Genomic DNA, 16,854 nt, shown 5'->3' with positions numbered 1-16,854 from the left:
CCTACTTAGCTTCTTCTGGTTTTGTTGTCATTAGCTTATATAGCATGGTGTCTTTAGGGAATTTATCTATAAAGGGAACAATAGTATTTCCGAAGAATAAGAGTCCCTCACCTGCATTTGAATTAGTAATATAGTTTAACTGATAAGGCGATATTTTTAATTTTTTAGCAAGAATATCCCTATCTCCAGATGCTTGATTTAACATTAGAACAAAATCTGTATTATCAAAGATATTTTCAATTTCCTGACTTGTTAAAAGGTCTTTTACGTTTTGAGTTATACCTGTTGGAATACCGCCCCATTTTCTAAATCTTTTCCAGATTTCTACTGAATATGAAGCAGTTTGGGGGTCTTTTAATAAAAGGTGGAACTCATCTATATAGTATCTTGTAGACTTGCTTCCTCTATTTAATGAAACCTTGTTCCAAACTTGGTCTTGAATTACAAGCATACCTATTTTTTTAAGTTGTGTTCCTAGCTCTTTTATATCAAAACAGAGCAGTTGCCTATTTAGGTCAACATTTGACCTATTATTAAAGACATTAAGACTTCCTTTAACGTAAATTTCCATTTCTGTTGCGAGTTTTCTACCAACTCCCTCTTCTTGAGATAGGAGCATATCGTATAAATCTCCTAATATAGGCATATTTTCTGGTTTTGGGTCTTCAAAATATTTTTGGTATATCTTTGGTAAGCACCTATCTATAACAGATTTTTCTGCAGCAGTAAGACCAGATCCTCCTACTACAAGTTCAAGCATAGACATTATGAAGTTTGCCTTATCCTTTAAAGGTGCGTCCCCATCTCCATAGTTCATATTAATATCTAAAGGATTTAGATAATCCTTTGATTTTGCTGAAACTTTAATAACTTCTCCATTAAATTGTTTTACAAGGTTTGAATACTCGCCTTCTGGATCACAAATAATTACATCATCATCTGTGACAAGAATTGCATTTGCCATTTCTCTTTTTGCTGAGAAAGATTTACCAGAACCTGGTGTTCCTAATATTAATCCGTTAGGGTTCTTTAGTTTCTTCCTATCTGCCATAATCAAGTTTTGGCTAAGGGCATTTAAGCCATAGTACAAAGAATTTGCCGAATCAATAAATAGCTCTTCTGTTGTAAAAGGCATAAAAACTGCCGTTGATGATGAAGTTAAAAATCTTTTTATTTCAACTTGATTAAGTCCTAGAGGTAAGACAGAAACAAGTCCTTGCTCTTGTTGATGAGATAATCTTTTTACCTGACAATTATGTTTGTTTGCAATTGATGAGATTTGAGCAACAGTGTTTTCTAATTTTTGATTAGTCCTAGCAAAATTCATCATTACTATGCTAACTACAAAGAGCCTTTCATCTCTATTTTGTAAGTCAGATAACATGGACTTAACATCAGCTCCAAAAGTATTTATATCTGAAGGAATAATATCCATATCATATCCTGCACGAATTGCTTTCTTTTGTTCTTCAATTTTCATTCTGTCCAGGTCTGTGTTCTTTCTCTTAATGAGTTTAATAGCTTCTGCTTGTTCAACTACATCTATATGAAAAGCTACATAAATATTGTCATCAATATCTAAAAACTCAGATAACATTCTGTCTGATAACTCGCTTGCAAGTATTTGAAAATGGCTTACAGCTCCAATGAATTTCCCAAATTTAAAATTATTTGCTGGTGCAAAATTAAAGGTATTGGGAGTTATATGTGATTTTGTAGACTCTTTCTTCTTCAAATCTTTATATGAAAAATCAAAGTTCTTGTCTGGATTTAACATATCGTGAATAAGTCTTAACCTTTCTTCGCCATCAAGACTCTCTGCTCTTACTCCCATAGATTTAAAGTTGGATAAAATATCTACTTCAAGTCTATTTAACTTTGCTCTTGCTTGCTCTAGATTATCGGCTTCTGTTGTAAAGGTTATATACTTCATCTTTTTAAGTCCGTTATTTCCCTTTGCAAGTTGAAGCTTTAACATCTCCCTAAACTCTTTTCTTACATCGTCATAGAAGTCTCCCTTATCAGCAATTTTAATTGCATCTTGTAGGTCTTTATTTCTTCCTAATTGATTTACATATGAAAGTTCAATGTGGACACTTGGATCAAAAGAATTTAAAAAGTTGGCAAATTGGTTAAAGATTAAATCTCTATCTTCTTCCAATGCCAACTGGTAATTTATATCTTGAAATGAAATTGTCTTTGAATAATTTTTTTCATCTAACTGGCAAATGCCCTCTGGTAACATTCTTATATAGGGAATAGTATCCTCAACTGTAAATCTCTTTTTCTCTTTCTTTAAAAGTACACTTAGAAGACTATTTGTTGGATCTTTCTTTGCTTTTAGCCTTCTTACTTCCTTGCGGTCTTTTCTTAATTGTTTTTCCCTTAGATTTAAGTCGCTGATTTGCTTTTTTCTTTGCTTCAAGGTATGCCTCCTTTCTTATTCTCTTAGTTGGTTGATAAAACTTATGAAGATAGAAAAATTTAAAATACTTTTCAAAAGTTAAGGTGTCTTTTTCATATAAGGTTATAAAAAAGATTGGCAGGGTTACTATTAACATTGCAATAATAGAAACATCATTAGGTAGATATTTCTTCATAAATAAATAGGTTGGTATGCCAATTAGTCCTGCCACCGAAAAACCTATAAGTTGTCTTTTGGTTAAGTTAAAGGCAACCTTTGTTTTAATCTTGTCCAAATCTTTTGGTATTGGTACATACGCCATTTTAATCTCCCTCTACTTCTTCTTTGGAAAGTTCAAGTATATGGTCATAATTAGATGTTGTTTCCTCTTCTAGGTAGCTAATTCTTTCTTCTAATTCTTCTTGTTTTTCTTCATTTCTGTCATTGTATTCTCCTTGATAAATAACAAATTCATTGTGACATCTTCCGAGTCTATTTATTCTTTTCTTTAAGTTTCTAATTTCTTCATTTCTTTTCTTCTCTTTTAAGAATTCATAAGTTCCTCCCAATAAAATTCCAAGTCCCAATAAAACACAATTTTTCTTTTTTAACATTTATTCCTCCTAGTGCGTATTCATAATACTTTTTGCAACTGTTCCACTCTTAAACATCATAAGTCCAAGTAGTAGAGCATATCCTAATATACTAAACAAGCTTGCGTGAATATCTGTAACCTGTACCGTCCTTATTAAAACGGTGTAGATGCCTAAACATACCATCAAAAACAAACCTTGTAGTCCCAAGGCAAAAAGTCCCTTGATATAATTTGTTCCAATCTGACCCCATTCTTTATTTCCCATAGTCGCAAATGGTATGGATGATACTGATGAGTAGACATATATTTCAAACATACGCCCATATACTATTAAGGTAATAGTTAAAGATATACATTGAATTGCAATCCTTACAAGGCTTGTTTCAACTAATATCATAATTAATGCACCAACATCTTTTTCTTTTAATGTATCAACCATTGCAACTATCTGATCTCCTGAAACAGTGGCAGAAGTAGTGATTACCCCTGCCGCTTTGTTTACAAGATTTTGTGCCACATCAAAGACTGCCATTGAAAATTCAAAGGCATGGCTTGCAAGGTAGACTGCTATAAACATCTTTATAATGTATTTGAAAAACTCAAAAGTATCCGTATCGTGCATATTATTCTTTTGCATAACCATATTTATGAGTTCAATACATAAAACTGCTGTTATGATAAGACCTGCTATTGGAACGATCACATTATCATTAATGTTTTTTATGAAGTTATACACTTCTCCATTCCAACCCATTGGTGTCTTCCCAACATCAGTTGCAATAACTCCTACCTTGTCATTTATATCTAAGAACATGGACTCAAGATTTGCTTTGATACCTCCGAGTAGCATATCCTTAAAAAATTCAGTTAGCTTGTCAAAGATACCAAACATAGACTTTCTCCTATTTTAAAGCATTTGCAAGTAGTGGAATTAATTTGATACCGATTAGTACAATTCCACCACCAGCCATAAGCTGCTTAATACCTTGAGATTTAGCACCAGGGTTATCATTACCATAACCTTCCATTAAGTTAATAACTCCCCATGCTCCTAAACCTGCACCAATTGCAGTTACAAGTGTCTTTAAAACTCCAACTCCAGCTGTAAAAAATTCCATATTATTCCTCCTCGTTTTCTTTCTTATTTTCTATTTTGTTTAGTGATTTAACTATAAAATTCTTGTAGACCTTATCTCCTTTTTTGTTTTCTTTGAAATATCCAAAGACATGGATAAGATCTCCTTTTTCAAATTCTTTTACAATTTCTACCTTTTCTCCGTATACTGAGCAATTTGTATACTCTTTGCCTTTTCCATATTTTTTTACAAGAGCAAAATTTGCTACTTGAACACTTTCTCCATCTTTTTCAAATTCTGAAAATTCAGCTTCCTTAACTAAATTTGCATTAATATTTATCATTTCTCTATCCATTAATTTCTTCTCCTTAATCTATAAATTTCAATTAAAAAAGCGACTGAACTTATATTTCAATCGCTAAATGTCTTATATATTAAATTATTTTAAGTGGGACTTCTTATCCTTACCATTTTAACCTCCTCGTATATTATAGTTGTAGTAAAAATTACTACATATTGTTCTCTATCTCACTTTCTTGTGAGATAATAATTGTATAGATAGAGGTCGTAGCTAACCTCCTTGAAGTTCGTCTTCCTAAATTAGGGTTACGCCTCTTCTTTACGTCTTTATGCGTATGAGCTGGATAGCACTTTTCGTTGCTGTATGTCTAACGAGGTTGCATTGTCGTAAAGTTCAGAGGGCTCTTGCTCTATCTAAATTTATATTAAAGCTAGGTGATTTTATGTTTTACATTGGTGTTGATATTGCAAAGTGTAACCACGAAGCTTCAATTATTGATTCTTCAGGAAAAGCTCTTTCTGAGTCTTTATCTTTTTCTAATTCTGTTAAGGGTTTAGAAAAATTTCAGAAGTTCATTTCCTCTTTTTCTTTATCTAATGACAATTGTGTTATTGGTATGGAAGCTACTGGTCATTATTGGCTTAGTCTTTATTCTTTTCTAACTGATTTAGGCTTTTCTTGTGTTGTTATTAACCCAATTCAGTCTGATGCTTTTAGAAAAATGTACATTAGACAGACTAAGAATGACGCTGTTGATTCTTTTGTTATCGCTCAAATTCTTAGGTTTGGCGAATATTCCATTTCTAATTTTTCTGATGAGGATACCTTTGCTCTCAGAAATCTTTCCAGATACAGGTTTGCTCTCGTTGATGAAGCTTCTGATTGGAAAAGGAAGCTTGTTGCTATTTTGGATCAGGTTTTTCCTGAATATGATAAGCTTTTTTCTAATATCTATGGTGTTGCTTCTAAAGAGCTTTTGAGTAAATACCCTTTACCTGAAGATATGATTTCTATTCCCGCTTCATCTCTTGCTGAACTTTTGAGTAAGTCTAGTAAGGGTCGTTTTGGTATCGATAAGGCTAAGGAAATTCAAGATGCTGCTTCTAATACTTTTGGTATTAAGTTTGCTCTTAGATCTTTTTCTTTCCAGATTAAGCAGATTATTAATCAAATTTCTTTTCTTGAAGAACAAATTCTTGAAATTGAAAATGAAATTAAGATTATGCTTGATCAACTTTGCCCTGTAATTACTAGTATTACTGGTATTGGTCCTATTTTAGGTGCTGCTATCTTTTCAGAAATTGGTGATATCAAAAGATTTGATAAGGCTAATCAATTAGTTGCATATGCAGGCTTAGATGTTGCTGTTAAGCAATCAGGTAATTTTGTAGCTACTAACACTAAGATTTCTAAACATGGCTCACCTTATTTAAGACGTGCTATTTGGCTTGCTTCAATTGTTGCTGCTTTTAAGGACCCTGCTTTATCTTTGTATTATCAAAAACTTAGAGAAAGAGGGAAGGCTCATGGTACAGCTATTGGTGCTGTTGCTAGAAAGCTTACTAATATTATCTTTGCTGTTTTGAGGGATAACAAAGCTTACATTCCTAATATTTAATTGTCATTTCTTTAAGCCTATCATGATAGGCTTGTTTGCCATGCCATCAATTACAAGTTTGATTATTTTATATTTTTTACTTGACATTTGATAGCTGGTCTAATTTTGAGTATAAAAAAAGACGATAGAGTTTTTAATTTCTATCGCTCATTAATACCTTATTTCTAGTCTTCTAAAATCGATACTTCAAGGTCTATCGCTTTAAATATAACAGTTATTCCTACTTCTTCTTTTACTGTTTTTTCAAATAGCTCAGCTATATCATATGGGGACATATCATATATATCTTCATACCATTCATTACTTTCATCGTACATTGTCTCACATATTGCTTCAATATAATTTTTCTTATCCCTTGTGAGTTCTGTATCACTTTCCAAAATAAACTGCTCACCATTTATATTTAATATAATTAAAGATGATTTTCTATTTTCACACATTTTACCTTCTCCATAAAATCAAATATTTAACCTATTTATTTTATAACTAGATTTTAGCTTTACCTTATCTCTATTTGTTAAATACTCTTCAACATCAAACAAGTTTTTCTTATCATAATCTTCCAACAACTTATAATTCTTATGCTTTGTAATATCAAATTTATCAGACAAGAAAGGTCTTACTCCTCTTAGCTGGTATATACACTTACCACCATCCATTACAGTTATTTCATCTTGGCTCATAAGTTCCTTGCCAGTCTTTTGATAATTTAGTCCAAAAGATTTTTGGTTGGATCTTGTTTCTGATGTGTTATATAAGTCTATGGTTTCTTTTCCTAAGGTTTCTGATAATTCTTTTACTGTTGTTTTTTCTTTTCCTCCTAGAAAAAGTGTTGAATCACAGTTACCAACTATTGTATCTGCATGGTCTTTGTAAATTGCTTTTAATTGAGATTGTGCTTGCAGAATTATACTTGCTGATATTTCTCTTGAACGAATTGTCGCTATTAGTTTTTCAAATTTAGGAATCAAGCCGATATTTGCAAACTCATCAAGTAGACACCTAACATGAACAGGAAGTCTTCCACCATACACATCATCTGCCTTGTCACATAGTAGATTAAATAGTTGGGAATACATTATTGATACTACAAAGTTAAAGGTATCATCTGTATCTGATATTATTACGAACAAGGCAGTTTTCCTATCTCCAATTTTATCGAGTTCTAATTCATCTTCGCTCATTAGTTCTCTAAGCTCTCTTATATCGAAAGGTGCTAGTCTTGCTCCACAAGATATGAGAATTGACTTGGCAGTTTTTCCAGCTGCAAGCTTATATTTCTTATATTGCTTAACTGCAAAATGACTTGGGTCTTTCTTTTCAAGAGCTTCAAAGAGCCTATCAATTGGGTTCATATAGGTTTCGTCATCTTCTCTAACTTCACTTGCGTCAATCATATCTAAAAGTGTCTTAAAGTTCTTTTCTTCTTCTGGTGCTTCATAATAGATATAACCGATAAGAGCAGTGTAATATAACTTTTCAGCCTTTACCCAAAAATCTTCTCCTGCCTTTTCTCCATCTCCCTTTGTATTAGCAATTATAGTTTGAACAAGCTTTAAAATATCTTTTTCACTTCTCAAATAGGCAAATGGATTGTATTTCATAGATTTTTTAAAGTTTATTGTGTTTAAAATCTTTATGTCATATCCATTTTCATAAAGCATTTTTCCACACTCTAACACAAGTGTCCCTTTTGGATCTGTTACTACATAGGAAGAGTGCATTTGCATTAGATTTGGCTTTACATAAAATCTTGTTTTACCTGATCCAGAACCACCTATTACTAATACATTTTTATTTCTAGCATATTTAGGGTTTTTAGGTCTTGAGTTCATTGTTAGTCTTTCGGTATTAGTTATTAGTACATTATTTTCAAACTTTGGGTCAATATATGGAGCAATATCCTTGCTTTCTCCCCATCTTGCAGATCCATATTCCTTGCCTTGCCTATATTTCTTTTTATTTTTTCCTTTGCTATAAATAATTAACTTAACAAGAGCAGCAACTAAAACACCTACTAACAAGTCCCTTGGATTAAGGCTTGGTATATAAGATAAAGTTCCTATATCAGAAATTCCCACCATTATTTTATCAATAATATCTCCTCCTACATAAGAATTGATGTGCTTAGAAAGGATATTTCCAATGTAGAAGAATGATAGATAGGGAATGTTTGATAATATAAATTTCTTTGGGTTGTCTATTTTAATTAAGTTTTTAATATCAGAAAGAATGGCTTCTAATACCTTATTCATCGTAGAAACCTTCGCTATCTAATAAAATTAGTAGGTAGTGCCTTCCTTTTGGTGTTATAAATGTTTGTATGCCTACAAGTGTACCTAGTGGATCAACCCATTCTTTAACTTCAAAATATCCCTTGTTCTTATCTGCATAAGGTAAGAGTTTCTTTTTCTTATCTCTATAAATTAATCCCTTATCCATTAAAAAACTTATAAATTGATTTTGTGGTATTCCTAACTCTTTGGCAGTATTTCTAAAGTTTGTAAGTAGGTTATAGTCTACTAATTTGTCATAATAGTCTGCCTTTGGTCTTAATTCGTCAATTTCTTCTTCTCTCTCGGCAATAATTCTATTGGCTACAAGAATTGCATCTGCAAGTAGTTCTTCGTTAGTTTTCTTTTCTTGACCAGCTATATATCCTCCATTTTTTCTAATACTTGGTAAGACTTCTCTAGTTACCCAAGCTTTGAATATTTTTGCTTGTGGCAGTTTTGATGAAAGGATAAGTGAATATAATCCTGATTCGTTAATAATTGAAATATTCTGTATTCCTCCAGGGGTGTTCCATTTCGTTACACCCTTATCTTCTTCATCTACATGGTCATAAACAGCTTTTCTGGGATTGACATATCCTAGCATAGTTGCTACTTCATTTGCTATAAAGAAAAACTCACCATCTTTTTCAATAACAGTGAGTTTCCCAAAATTCTTATTTTCAAATGTTTTTAAATTACTTATCATAAGCTTTGCTCCTTATGTTTATTTTTAACTTTATCTTTACTAATGGTGTCCTTAGCCATATCTTTAAACTTATTTATAGTATTCGTTATTGAATCTTTTCTATCGGCCTTTCTTTCAGAAGCCTTAACTGCTTTTTTAAAGGCGTGTTCCATTACCTTTATATCCTTAGATTGAAAAAACACAGAGTGGTTACCAGTTTCCTTATCTTTCATAACAGAAAACTTCACTCCGTGTTTATTTAAAATTTTCTTTAGTTCTTTTAACTCAGGATCTTTTAGATTAATTTCTTCTAACTGTCCCTTTTTAACCATATCTTTTAGTTTTACTTCTTCTCCGTTATTTTTTATTACATTTTTCAAGCCTCCTTGTTCTTCTATTTGCTTGTGTACTTTCTTTAAGGCATCAAGAATTGCTTTACTTGTTGCTTTTGCAAGTCTTACTTCAAGATTAAGACTTGACCTAGATACTTCTTCATTAATCATCTATTCCACCTCCATATAAAAGTAACTCTTTGTATTTTCTTAACTTCTCTTGATGGATTTTTCTTCTAAAATCTTCTCCTGTAACTTTAACTGGTATTGTCATTTCAAGTATTCTTGAATATATCCTCTGATACTCAAGGTCAATATTAGGATTTTGAATAATTTCTAATGATAAGTTTGTAGTAAAAATTGTCGGCTTACCCTTTAAGTATCTTGAGTTTATAATGTTATATACTTGTTCTCTTGCATAAGATGTATCCCTTTCAATTCCAAGGTCATCTAAGATTAACAAGGGAATATTTGATAGGTTATTTATAATTTCATTTGAATCTATCTTGAATGCAGATTTTTGTATTTGGTTTATAACCTGAGATAAATTCATAATCTTAGCTTTAACTTGTTCTCTTTCGATTAATTCATTTGCAATAGAACAAGCAAGATAAGTCTTTCCACTGCCAACATCTCCATAAAATAAAAGTCCAACATTGTCTTCCTTCATTTGTTCAAAATTTTTAGCATAATTATAAGCAACCTTGTAAGCTTGACCTTTTTCATTTAAGAATCTCTCAAAAGTATATTGGTGTTGGTTTGGCGATGAAAAACAATCTCTTTTTAGCGATGATATTCTCGCTAATATTTCTCTTTCTGCATTTTCCTTATCTCTTTTTATTTCACATTCACATTTAATTCTTGGAATAAACTTTGTAAATCCAAGGTCAAGTAATTCTCCATCGACTCTTTTACCACATGATTTACAATAGATATGTCCATTTCTTTCAATATCATTTTCTCTTAATACAAAATCTTTTAAGGTCTTCATAAACTCTCTCCTATATCGTAATTCATTTTTCTTGTTGATTTGTCATTAATGCTTTTCGCCTGATCATTAAGATACCAATTGATTATCGTTGCCTTATGATCTTTATACGCTCTATTATTTGCTTTCATATATGACGACAACCTATCAATATACTCACTAATCCTGCTTCCTAACTCATTTGTTAAGTCCTTATATTCTTCATCAGTCAAAAATATATTTTTATATATTCCATAAGGCTTTTGCCCTTTATTAAAATCATTCTTTCTTAACTCATTATTATTAATATTGTTATAGTTACCTTCCGATTTTCGGAAATCTTGAAGTCTGTTATTCGGAGTTCTTGAATTCCGATTATCGGAAGTCTGGACTTCTGCTTTTCGGAAATCTGGATTTCTATTATTTGAATCGGAGAAAACACTCATAAAATCTTTAACATATATCCTATTTGGTTTTCCAAGTCCTTGTCTTTTCTTTTCTATCAATCCAATTCCTGATTTTGTATCAAGCTCATTTATAATCTTTAAGGCTTTATCATTAGCACAGTTAAATTGATCTTTAATAGCATCCATTGTGTAGTAAATAAAGACTTTTCCATCTTCATCTATCCAGCCATTTTTATATGAAAGACCCATTCGATTAAGCATATATGAATACAAAACTTTTGCTTCAATAGAAATACTCTCAAAAATCTCATCTTCCATTAATACCATAGGCAACCTAATGAAGTTATACATCTCAGATTGCCTATTATAAAAATAATCAAAATTCATCCTTACCTCCTTTCTGTAAAATAAAAAAGACGACAGAATTTTTGATTTTCTATCGTCTGAGATTTACATATTAAATTTTCATCACAAAATAAGACTCTTTAAAGAATCCTTAGTTTTATTGGTATGCTATTTACAATACCCATTGTTAAAATGGATACTCTAAGCAGCACACCAACTATTTATTTTTTGAGTTTTAAACTTTGGTAGAAGTCTTGAACTCCTTATATTTACATAACTATTTGCCTCTATCACTATTATGACACGAAACCCGCAGGTGGGGTCGTAGACTTTATTGACGGTGTCAACACCATCCATAACCAGCCGGGCCAGGAGCCTGGAGACGGTTTGGGGGGTGAAGAATTCCCCGCCGGACTTGCCGGCATTCCGGGCATAGTTGGAGATGAGGTATTCGTAGGCATCGCCAAAGGCGTCTATTTCGCCGTCTTCAAAGGCGCCGAAGTTAATATCAGCAATGCCGGTGAGGATATCGGTCAGGCGCTTGTTCTTTTCGGCAACGGTACCACCCAGGCGGTTGCTGGTGGTATCGATATCATCAAAGAGGCCCTTGATGTCATCTTCAGAAGGGTAGCCGATGGCACTCCCTTCGATGGACTTAAAGATATTGGCCAGGTCAGTGTTGAGGTTTTCATTGGTCCGGGCCTGGCGGACAACGTTTTCAAAAAGCTGGCTGGGCAGGATAAAAAAGCCCTTGTCCTCAACGGTATTGGGCCGGAAGTCGACCTCGGCCTCTTCATCAGAAAGCTGGGCATAGTCAAAGTCCGGATCGCCGGCCTCATGCTCGGCCCGGTTGAAAAATTCGGTCATATTTTCGGAAATGAACCGGTAAAATAAGATGCCTAAAATGTACTGCTTAAAGTCCCAACCATCAACAGCCCCCCGTACGTCATCGGCTATGGCCCAAATCCGCTTGTGGAGTTCTGCCCGTTGGCTGGTTCCGCTGTATGGTCTTTGATTATTGGACATGGTTTACCTCGCAAAATATATAAATTAAGCTCACCGGCTAATGCCCGGTGATTTTTGCTTACTAATCCTTAGTTTACCATAAGAAACCGCTAGGCTCTAGAGGGCGGGCCGGGGTTGGTGGTTTTTTAGGCCCCTTGCATATCCTAAAGATCAGGCAGCCTAAGGACTAGCCCTTAGGCAAACAAAAAGAGAGACAAGTACAAAAGGCCTACTTGTCTCTCTGTCCAACTTTTTGGGGATCACGCTATCAAGGGTTCTCCCTCGAAGCTGTTTTTTTAATGGCTATGGCGGATAAGGATATCTCTATAGGTCCGGGCAATCAGCTGGTAGGCGGCAATATAGGCCAGCACGACTGCTAAGACCACCGGAATGATGACAAAAAAGTAGCTATTGGCACTGTTAAAGCCAATGGTTCTTAGTATAAGGTTAATCATGGGGTAGGCAGCCAGGGCATGGATGCAGGCCACCAGGATGGGCAGGGCAAAGAGGATTAGGGTTTGCCAACCCAGGACTCGCCGGACCATCCCCTCATCCATACCGACTTCCTGCATGGTATGGTAGCGCCGCCGGTCAGCCAGGGCTTCCGATATTTGCTTAAAGTAGGTGACCAGGACCACCCCGGTCATAAAGACCAGGCCCAGGAGGATGCCAATAAAGAGAACAGCCCCATTCAGGTATAAAAACTCTGACAAAAGGTTAGCCCGGGAATTAACCTGAGGCGGGTCCATTCCTTCCGGCGACTGGGCCTGCAGGGTCTCCTTCAAGGGGGCCAGGTAGGTCTCATCCGAGGCCTTCCCTGCAAGGGACCAGTGGAGGTCGGCATTCATGATGACCCGGCCATCAGCCCTTTCTGCTTGCAGGCCCTGCAGGGCAGTGAAAACGGCCTCTTCATTGGAAAAGAGAAGGGCCCCGACCATATCAAAGGTCGCATCATCTGTGCCATAAAGGGCTTTGACCAGCCTTTTGCGGTCTTCCTGGCTTAAGGTCTTGCAGCGGTAGGTCTGGCCGCCAAGGGTCAGGGTCTTAGCCGGGGCCTCTTTGGTTAGGCAGATGACCTCACCGAGACCCGGCCGAGGGCCCGGATAGCTTTCAACCGAAGCCAGCTGGATAAAACACCCCTCTTTACCGCCATCGGTATCTGCCAAGCGGTAGGCATAACCGGTTTTTTTGGCAAAGAAGGTATAGCTGTACCGGGTATGGCTTTTAGCCAAAGGATGGCCCAGCTGGTCTGAAAAGCGGCGGATCTCAGCTTCAGCCTGCCGGCTGACCTGGTGCAACTGCTTGTAGCCATCAAGGATAGATAGACCTTGACCCGTATTGCTGCTATAGCCGGCCCAGTAGTCCAAGGGAAGCCGCTCCTGAACGGCATTGTCCGACTCCTTGTACATGGTGGCCGTAAAGCTAATGCTGACAATGGCCATGGTCAGTAAGATGGCCACCCCGGCCAGGGCGATTCCATGTTGGCGGACCCGCGGCAGGATACCCCCAATGGTCATAAAGGGACCCTGCCGGTAATAAAAGCCCGGCCTTTTCTGTAGGCCTTCCAGCAAAAGGACCAGGGCGCCGCTAAAGAGCAGCCAGGTCCCGGCCATGACCAGGAGGACCGCCAGGAAAAATAGACGCAAGGCCTCTATCCCACTGGTCACCGTCATGGATAGCCAGTAGCCCCCACCAAGACAGGCCAGGGCCAGGAGGCTCTGCCCAATAGCTAAGGCTTTCCCTAGCCGGCGGTGCCGTTTGAGGAAGGTCCGGCTCTTGACCGGTCGGCCCACCCTAAGGATGGCCAGCAGGCTGTTGACCAGTAAAATGCCGGCAATGATGGCCAGGGTTTCTAAAAAGCCGGCCAGGGTTAGGTCCAGGCTCAATTGGTCCTGGCCGGTTAACCGGGTAAGGAAGAGGAGGAAGAAAAAGCTGAGGGCGTAGCCCAGGGCCAGGCCCACCGTAGCCGCCAAAAGAGAAAAGGTTCCTTGGATGACAGCCATCAGGCGGCGGATATGCCCCTTTTCCAGGCCCAGAATATTATACAGCTGCATTTCCTGGCGGAGCATCCCCTGGATAAAGCTGCCCCCATATAAGACAAAGACCAGGGTAAAGATAGCTGTCACCCACCGGCCGTACTGCATGACAAGGGCAACGCTTGAAAGGTCTCTGGCGTAGGGGGTTTGGGCGATATTGCAGACCACCGTAAACAAGGCCAGCATAACCGCCACAGCAAGGCCATAGGGCCACCAAAAGCGGCGATTGGCTGAAAAGCTGGCCCGGGCCATTGGCCAGTAGATCCGGTTAAAAATGGCCCTCACCACCCTTTAAGACCAGCTGGAGGCTCTCCATAATCCGGTCGCCGAAGACCTGCCGGGAGAGGTCCCCCCGGTAGAGCTCATGGTAGATCATCCCGTCCCGCAAAAAGAGGACCCGGCTGGCATAGGCCGCTGCAAGGGCCGAATGGGTCACCATGAGGATGGTTTCGCCAGCCGCATTCAATTGACCAAAGGTCTCCAGTAGGGCCGTGGCAGCCTTGGAATCCAGGGCCCCGGTCGGTTCATCGGCCAGGATGAGCTTGGGCCGGATGATGAGGGCCCGGGCGATAGCGGCCCGTTGACCCTGGCCACCGGAAACCTCATCCGGGTACCGGTCCAGCAAGTCTTCCAGACCTAAGGGACCGGCTACTGCCGTCAAGCGATCGGGCATATCCTCCGGCTTGACCCCGGATAAAACGAGGGGCAGGAGGATATTATCCCTAAGGGTAAAGGTATCCAAGAGGTTAAACTGCTGAAAGACAAAGCCCATCTGTTCCCGGCGGAACCGGGCCTTTTTGGCCGCAGGAATATCCCGGTAGGACTGGCCCTGGAGGAGGATGTCCCCCTCTTCCAGGTCTAGGAGGCTGGCGATTAAATTCAGCAGGGTTGTCTTTCCGGACCCGCTCTCCCCCATGACAGCGACAAATTCGCCGGCATCCACTGAAAAATGAACATCTCTCAAAACCCGATGGGGAGGGGCCGCAGCCCCGGTCCGGTAGCTTTTACTTAAATGGTTAACGCTCAATAAAGTCATGCGTCACCCTCCTTTCATGACTAGGATAGCAGAAACCTCCCTCCCCTGCCTTTATTTAAGCTTACAATGCCTCCGCCTTTCTTACACTTTTGTAAGCATCAAAAAAGCACAGCCCTAGCTTGGCTGTGCTTGCTTTATTCTTGCCGGAGGGCATAGGCCGGGAAGGTCAGGGTCACGGTTGTTCCCTCTTGGGGCTTGGAGGTCAGCTCCAGACCTATATCCAGGTAGTCGGCAATTTGCCGGGCCACATACAGGCCCATCCCTGAGGCCCGCTCATCCAGCCGCCCCCGGCTACCGGCATAGCCCCGTTGAAAAACCCGGGGCAGTTCATCGGCAGCAATACCGCAGCCGGTATCCCGGATGATAACCCGGCTGCCTTCAGCAAAAATGGTCACCTGGCCCGCCGGGCTATACTTGGCCGCATTGGTCAGGACCTGCTCGAAGAGGACAGCCAGTAACCGGCTGTCTGACGTCACCTGGAGCCGGGTCGGCCTATAGTCCAATTGAACCTGCCCGGCTAAAAAGAGGCCGGCCGTCCTTTGCAGGACCTCCTCGAGGACCGCATCGATCCTGCATGGCGCTAGGTCCAGCTGGGGACCCTTTTCACTGAGGGCCACTTGGGCCAGGGCCATATCGACATAGGCGCGGATGGCTTCTAAGGCATTCCGCAGGGGTAGGGAGGGGGGGTCCTGCGCGGCGGCCAGGAGCTTGGCTGCCGCCAGGGGCGTTTTGATTTGGTGGGCCCACAGGGAAAAATTATCGGTTAAGGTCCGCTGCGTCATTTGCTGCTGGCGGCGCAAGTCGGCTTGGTGGGCAAAAATGGCCTTCAGGGCTTCTAGCTCCCCTGGCGAGTAAAGGCCATCAAGGACGGCTTTTTTACCGGTTGTCAGGGCCGCCTGCCGGCGCCGTCCCTTAAAGTAGAGGCTGACTAAGCCCGCCCCTAGGGGCAGGGTGGCCAGGCTGACCCCATAAAGGACCACCACCGCCGGCACCTGAGCCAATAGACCCAGGCTGGCCAAAAGACCTACCGTCACCAGCCAGACAGCGATGACCGTCCGGGCCGCCGGGCCCAGACTGCCCTTAATCCTTTTCCATGATCCCATAGCCATATCCCTTTTTCGTTTGAATCATTACCGAGGCCCCGGTCCCCTCTAACTTTTTACGCAGACGGCTGACATTGACCGACAGGGTATTGTCATCAATAAAGTGGGCCCCCTCCCAAAGGTTCAAGGCCAGCCCCTCCCGGCTTACAAAACCGCCGGCAGCCCGCAACAGTTGGGCCAGGATGGCCCCTTCCGTCGCTGAAAGGTCGACCTGGCCCAGGGGCCCAAGAGCCCGCATCTCTTCCGGGTAAAAAACCAGGTCGCCAAGGGTTAAGTGGACAGGTTCGGTATTATAGTCATAGGTCCGGCGCAGGAGGGCTTGCACCTTGGCCACAAAAACCGATAGGGCAAAGGGCTTGGCCAGGTAGTCATCTGCCCCAACAGCCATGCCGGTAATGAGGTCTACATCTTCCCGCCGGGCCGAAACGATTAAAATCGGCAGCTTGGACCGCCGCCGAATCAGTTCACACCAGTAGAGACCGTTTTTGCGGGATAAGCCAATATCCATCACCAGGAGGTCCGGTCCTTCAGCCCGGCAAAGGGCTGCCGGGTCCTGACTGCCATCATGCTCAATCACAACATGGCCATGGGCCTGTAAGGCCGCTGCCACCTGAGACCGGATGACCCCATCGTCTTCTACTACAAGTATCTTGGCCACCTGGTCCGGC

At 39.7% G+C, this 16,854-nt stretch carries 18 protein-coding genes; 1 reads left to right on the top strand and 17 read right to left on the bottom strand.

Translation table 11 applies throughout. The features are described 5' to 3' along the window. Position 1: 1 nt before the first annotated feature. The 6 genes from ACKQTC_RS01330 to ACKQTC_RS01305 are packed head-to-tail and all read right to left on the bottom strand — an operon-like array spanning position 2 to position 4,430. Complete coding sequence (locus ACKQTC_RS01330) at positions 2-2,404, bottom strand: VirB4-like conjugal transfer ATPase, CD1110 family (RefSeq protein WP_458295179.1); 2,403 nt, start codon at positions 2,402-2,404, stop codon at positions 2-4. Next, positions 2,316-2,726 (bottom strand): PrgI family protein, encoded by a 411-nt coding sequence (locus ACKQTC_RS01325; protein ID WP_408976630.1) that lies wholly within the window; start codon positions 2,724-2,726, stop codon positions 2,316-2,318. Before ACKQTC_RS01325 ends, ACKQTC_RS01330 begins: the two co-directional genes overlap by 89 nt. Position 2,727: 1 nt before the next feature. Next, complete coding sequence (locus ACKQTC_RS01320; RefSeq protein WP_408976629.1) at positions 2,728-3,018, bottom strand: hypothetical protein; 291 nt, start codon at positions 3,016-3,018, stop codon at positions 2,728-2,730. A gap of 9 nt (positions 3,019-3,027) precedes the next feature. Next, complete coding sequence (locus tag ACKQTC_RS01315) at positions 3,028-3,891, bottom strand: VirB6/TrbL-like conjugal transfer protein, CD1112 family (protein ID WP_000466915.1); 864 nt, start codon at positions 3,889-3,891, stop codon at positions 3,028-3,030. A gap of 10 nt (positions 3,892-3,901) precedes the next feature. Continuing rightward, complete coding sequence (locus tag ACKQTC_RS01310) at positions 3,902-4,117, bottom strand: Maff2 family mobile element protein (protein ID WP_000394203.1); 216 nt, start codon at positions 4,115-4,117, stop codon at positions 3,902-3,904. Between the two features lies 1 nt (position 4,118). Continuing rightward, positions 4,119-4,430, bottom strand: a complete 312-nt coding sequence (locus ACKQTC_RS01305; protein WP_000373441.1) for a single-stranded DNA-binding protein — start codon at positions 4,428-4,430, stop codon at positions 4,119-4,121. 280 nt (positions 4,431-4,710) lie between these two features. Here ACKQTC_RS01305 and ACKQTC_RS01300 point away from each other — a divergent pair, with 280 nt between their 5' ends. Beyond that, the gene (locus ACKQTC_RS01300; RefSeq protein WP_408976628.1) at positions 4,711-5,994 is read left to right on the top strand and encodes an IS110 family RNA-guided transposase; all 1,284 of its coding nucleotides are present in this window, start codon (positions 4,711-4,713) and stop codon (positions 5,992-5,994) included. Positions 5,995-6,158: 164 nt separating this feature from the next. On the opposite strand, the gene ACKQTC_RS01295 is transcribed toward ACKQTC_RS01300, so the two are convergent. The 11 genes from ACKQTC_RS01295 to ACKQTC_RS01245 form a co-directional block, all read right to left on the bottom strand. Further along, the gene (locus ACKQTC_RS01295) at positions 6,159-6,434 is read right to left on the bottom strand and encodes a hypothetical protein (protein WP_408976627.1); all 276 of its coding nucleotides are present in this window, start codon (positions 6,432-6,434) and stop codon (positions 6,159-6,161) included. An 18-nt stretch (positions 6,435-6,452) separates the two neighbouring features. Then, complete coding sequence (locus ACKQTC_RS01290) at positions 6,453-8,249, bottom strand: VirD4-like conjugal transfer protein, CD1115 family (RefSeq protein WP_408976626.1); 1,797 nt, start codon at positions 8,247-8,249, stop codon at positions 6,453-6,455. After that, on the bottom strand, positions 8,242-8,976 hold the full coding sequence (locus tag ACKQTC_RS01285; RefSeq protein WP_070641234.1) for a BRO family protein: 735 nt from the start codon (positions 8,974-8,976) through the stop codon (positions 8,242-8,244). The genes ACKQTC_RS01290 and ACKQTC_RS01285 overlap by 8 nt, the downstream gene beginning before the upstream one ends. Continuing rightward, complete coding sequence (locus ACKQTC_RS01280; protein ID WP_004812300.1) at positions 8,973-9,458, bottom strand: PcfB family protein; 486 nt, start codon at positions 9,456-9,458, stop codon at positions 8,973-8,975. The genes ACKQTC_RS01285 and ACKQTC_RS01280 overlap by 4 nt, the downstream gene beginning before the upstream one ends. Then, positions 9,451-10,278, bottom strand: coding sequence for an ATP-binding protein (locus ACKQTC_RS01275; RefSeq protein ID WP_408976625.1), 828 nt, complete (start codon positions 10,276-10,278; stop codon positions 9,451-9,453). Before ACKQTC_RS01275 ends, ACKQTC_RS01280 begins: the two co-directional genes overlap by 8 nt. Then, on the bottom strand, positions 10,275-11,048 hold the full coding sequence (locus tag ACKQTC_RS01270; RefSeq protein WP_408976624.1) for a replication initiator protein A: 774 nt from the start codon (positions 11,046-11,048) through the stop codon (positions 10,275-10,277). The genes ACKQTC_RS01275 and ACKQTC_RS01270 overlap by 4 nt, the downstream gene beginning before the upstream one ends. Positions 11,049-11,207: 159 nt before the next feature. Further along, a complete protein-coding gene (locus tag ACKQTC_RS01265; protein ID WP_408976623.1) occupies positions 11,208-12,032 on the bottom strand; it encodes a type I restriction-modification system subunit M in 825 nt (274 codons plus the stop codon). Positions 12,033-12,307: 275 nt separating this feature from the next. Further along, entirely contained in the window at positions 12,308-14,335 is a 2,028-nt protein-coding gene (locus ACKQTC_RS01260; RefSeq protein WP_408976622.1) for an ABC transporter permease family protein, read from the bottom strand. Beyond that, entirely contained in the window at positions 14,316-15,083 is a 768-nt protein-coding gene (locus ACKQTC_RS01255; RefSeq protein WP_408976621.1) for an ABC transporter ATP-binding protein, read from the bottom strand. Before ACKQTC_RS01255 ends, ACKQTC_RS01260 begins: the two co-directional genes overlap by 20 nt. 134 nt (positions 15,084-15,217) lie before the next feature. Further along, a complete protein-coding gene (locus tag ACKQTC_RS01250; protein WP_408976620.1) occupies positions 15,218-16,192 on the bottom strand; it encodes a sensor histidine kinase in 975 nt (324 codons plus the stop codon). Then, the gene (locus tag ACKQTC_RS01245) at positions 16,164-16,844 is read right to left on the bottom strand and encodes a response regulator transcription factor (RefSeq protein WP_408976619.1); all 681 of its coding nucleotides are present in this window, start codon (positions 16,842-16,844) and stop codon (positions 16,164-16,166) included. Before ACKQTC_RS01245 ends, ACKQTC_RS01250 begins: the two co-directional genes overlap by 29 nt. Positions 16,845-16,854: the final 10 nt, after the last annotated feature.

Origin of the sequence: Peptococcus simiae (assembly GCF_046097595.1) — a bacterium.
Lineage (GTDB): Bacteria > Bacillota > Peptococcia > Peptococcales > Peptococcaceae > Peptococcus > Peptococcus simiae.
This window is presented reverse-complemented; position numbering and strand designations above follow the sequence as displayed.

Bases quoted from the DNA above. Each gene is read 5' to 3' on its own strand.
- ACKQTC_RS01325 (WP_408976630.1), bottom strand. From the start codon at position 2,726: ATGGCGTATGTACCAATACCAAAAGATTTGGACAAGATTAAAACAAAG.
- ACKQTC_RS01320 (WP_408976629.1), bottom strand. From the start codon at position 3,018: ATGTTAAAAAAGAAAAATTGTGTTTTATTGGGACTTGGAATTTTATTG.
- ACKQTC_RS01315 (WP_000466915.1), bottom strand. From the start codon at position 3,891: ATGTTTGGTATCTTTGACAAGCTAACTGAATTTTTTAAGGATATGCTA.
- ACKQTC_RS01310 (WP_000394203.1), bottom strand. From the start codon at position 4,117: ATGGAATTTTTTACAGCTGGAGTTGGAGTTTTAAAGACACTTGTAACT.
- ACKQTC_RS01305 (WP_000373441.1), bottom strand. From the start codon at position 4,430: ATGGATAGAGAAATGATAAATATTAATGCAAATTTAGTTAAGGAAGCT.
- ACKQTC_RS01300 (WP_408976628.1), top strand. From the start codon at position 4,711: ATGAGCTGGATAGCACTTTTCGTTGCTGTATGTCTAACGAGGTTGCAT.
- ACKQTC_RS01295 (WP_408976627.1), bottom strand. From the start codon at position 6,434: ATGTGTGAAAATAGAAAATCATCTTTAATTATATTAAATATAAATGGT.
- ACKQTC_RS01290 (WP_408976626.1), bottom strand. From the start codon at position 8,249: ATGAATAAGGTATTAGAAGCCATTCTTTCTGATATTAAAAACTTAATT.
- ACKQTC_RS01285 (WP_070641234.1), bottom strand. From the start codon at position 8,976: ATGATAAGTAATTTAAAAACATTTGAAAATAAGAATTTTGGGAAACTC.
- ACKQTC_RS01280 (WP_004812300.1), bottom strand. From the start codon at position 9,458: ATGATTAATGAAGAAGTATCTAGGTCAAGTCTTAATCTTGAAGTAAGA.
- ACKQTC_RS01275 (WP_408976625.1), bottom strand. From the start codon at position 10,278: ATGAAGACCTTAAAAGATTTTGTATTAAGAGAAAATGATATTGAAAGA.
- ACKQTC_RS01270 (WP_408976624.1), bottom strand. From the start codon at position 11,048: ATGAATTTTGATTATTTTTATAATAGGCAATCTGAGATGTATAACTTC.
- ACKQTC_RS01265 (WP_408976623.1), bottom strand. From the start codon at position 12,032: ATGTCCAATAATCAAAGACCATACAGCGGAACCAGCCAACGGGCAGAA.
- ACKQTC_RS01255 (WP_408976621.1), bottom strand. From the start codon at position 15,083: ATGACTTTATTGAGCGTTAACCATTTAAGTAAAAGCTACCGGACCGGG.
- ACKQTC_RS01250 (WP_408976620.1), bottom strand. From the start codon at position 16,192: ATGGCTATGGGATCATGGAAAAGGATTAAGGGCAGTCTGGGCCCGGCG.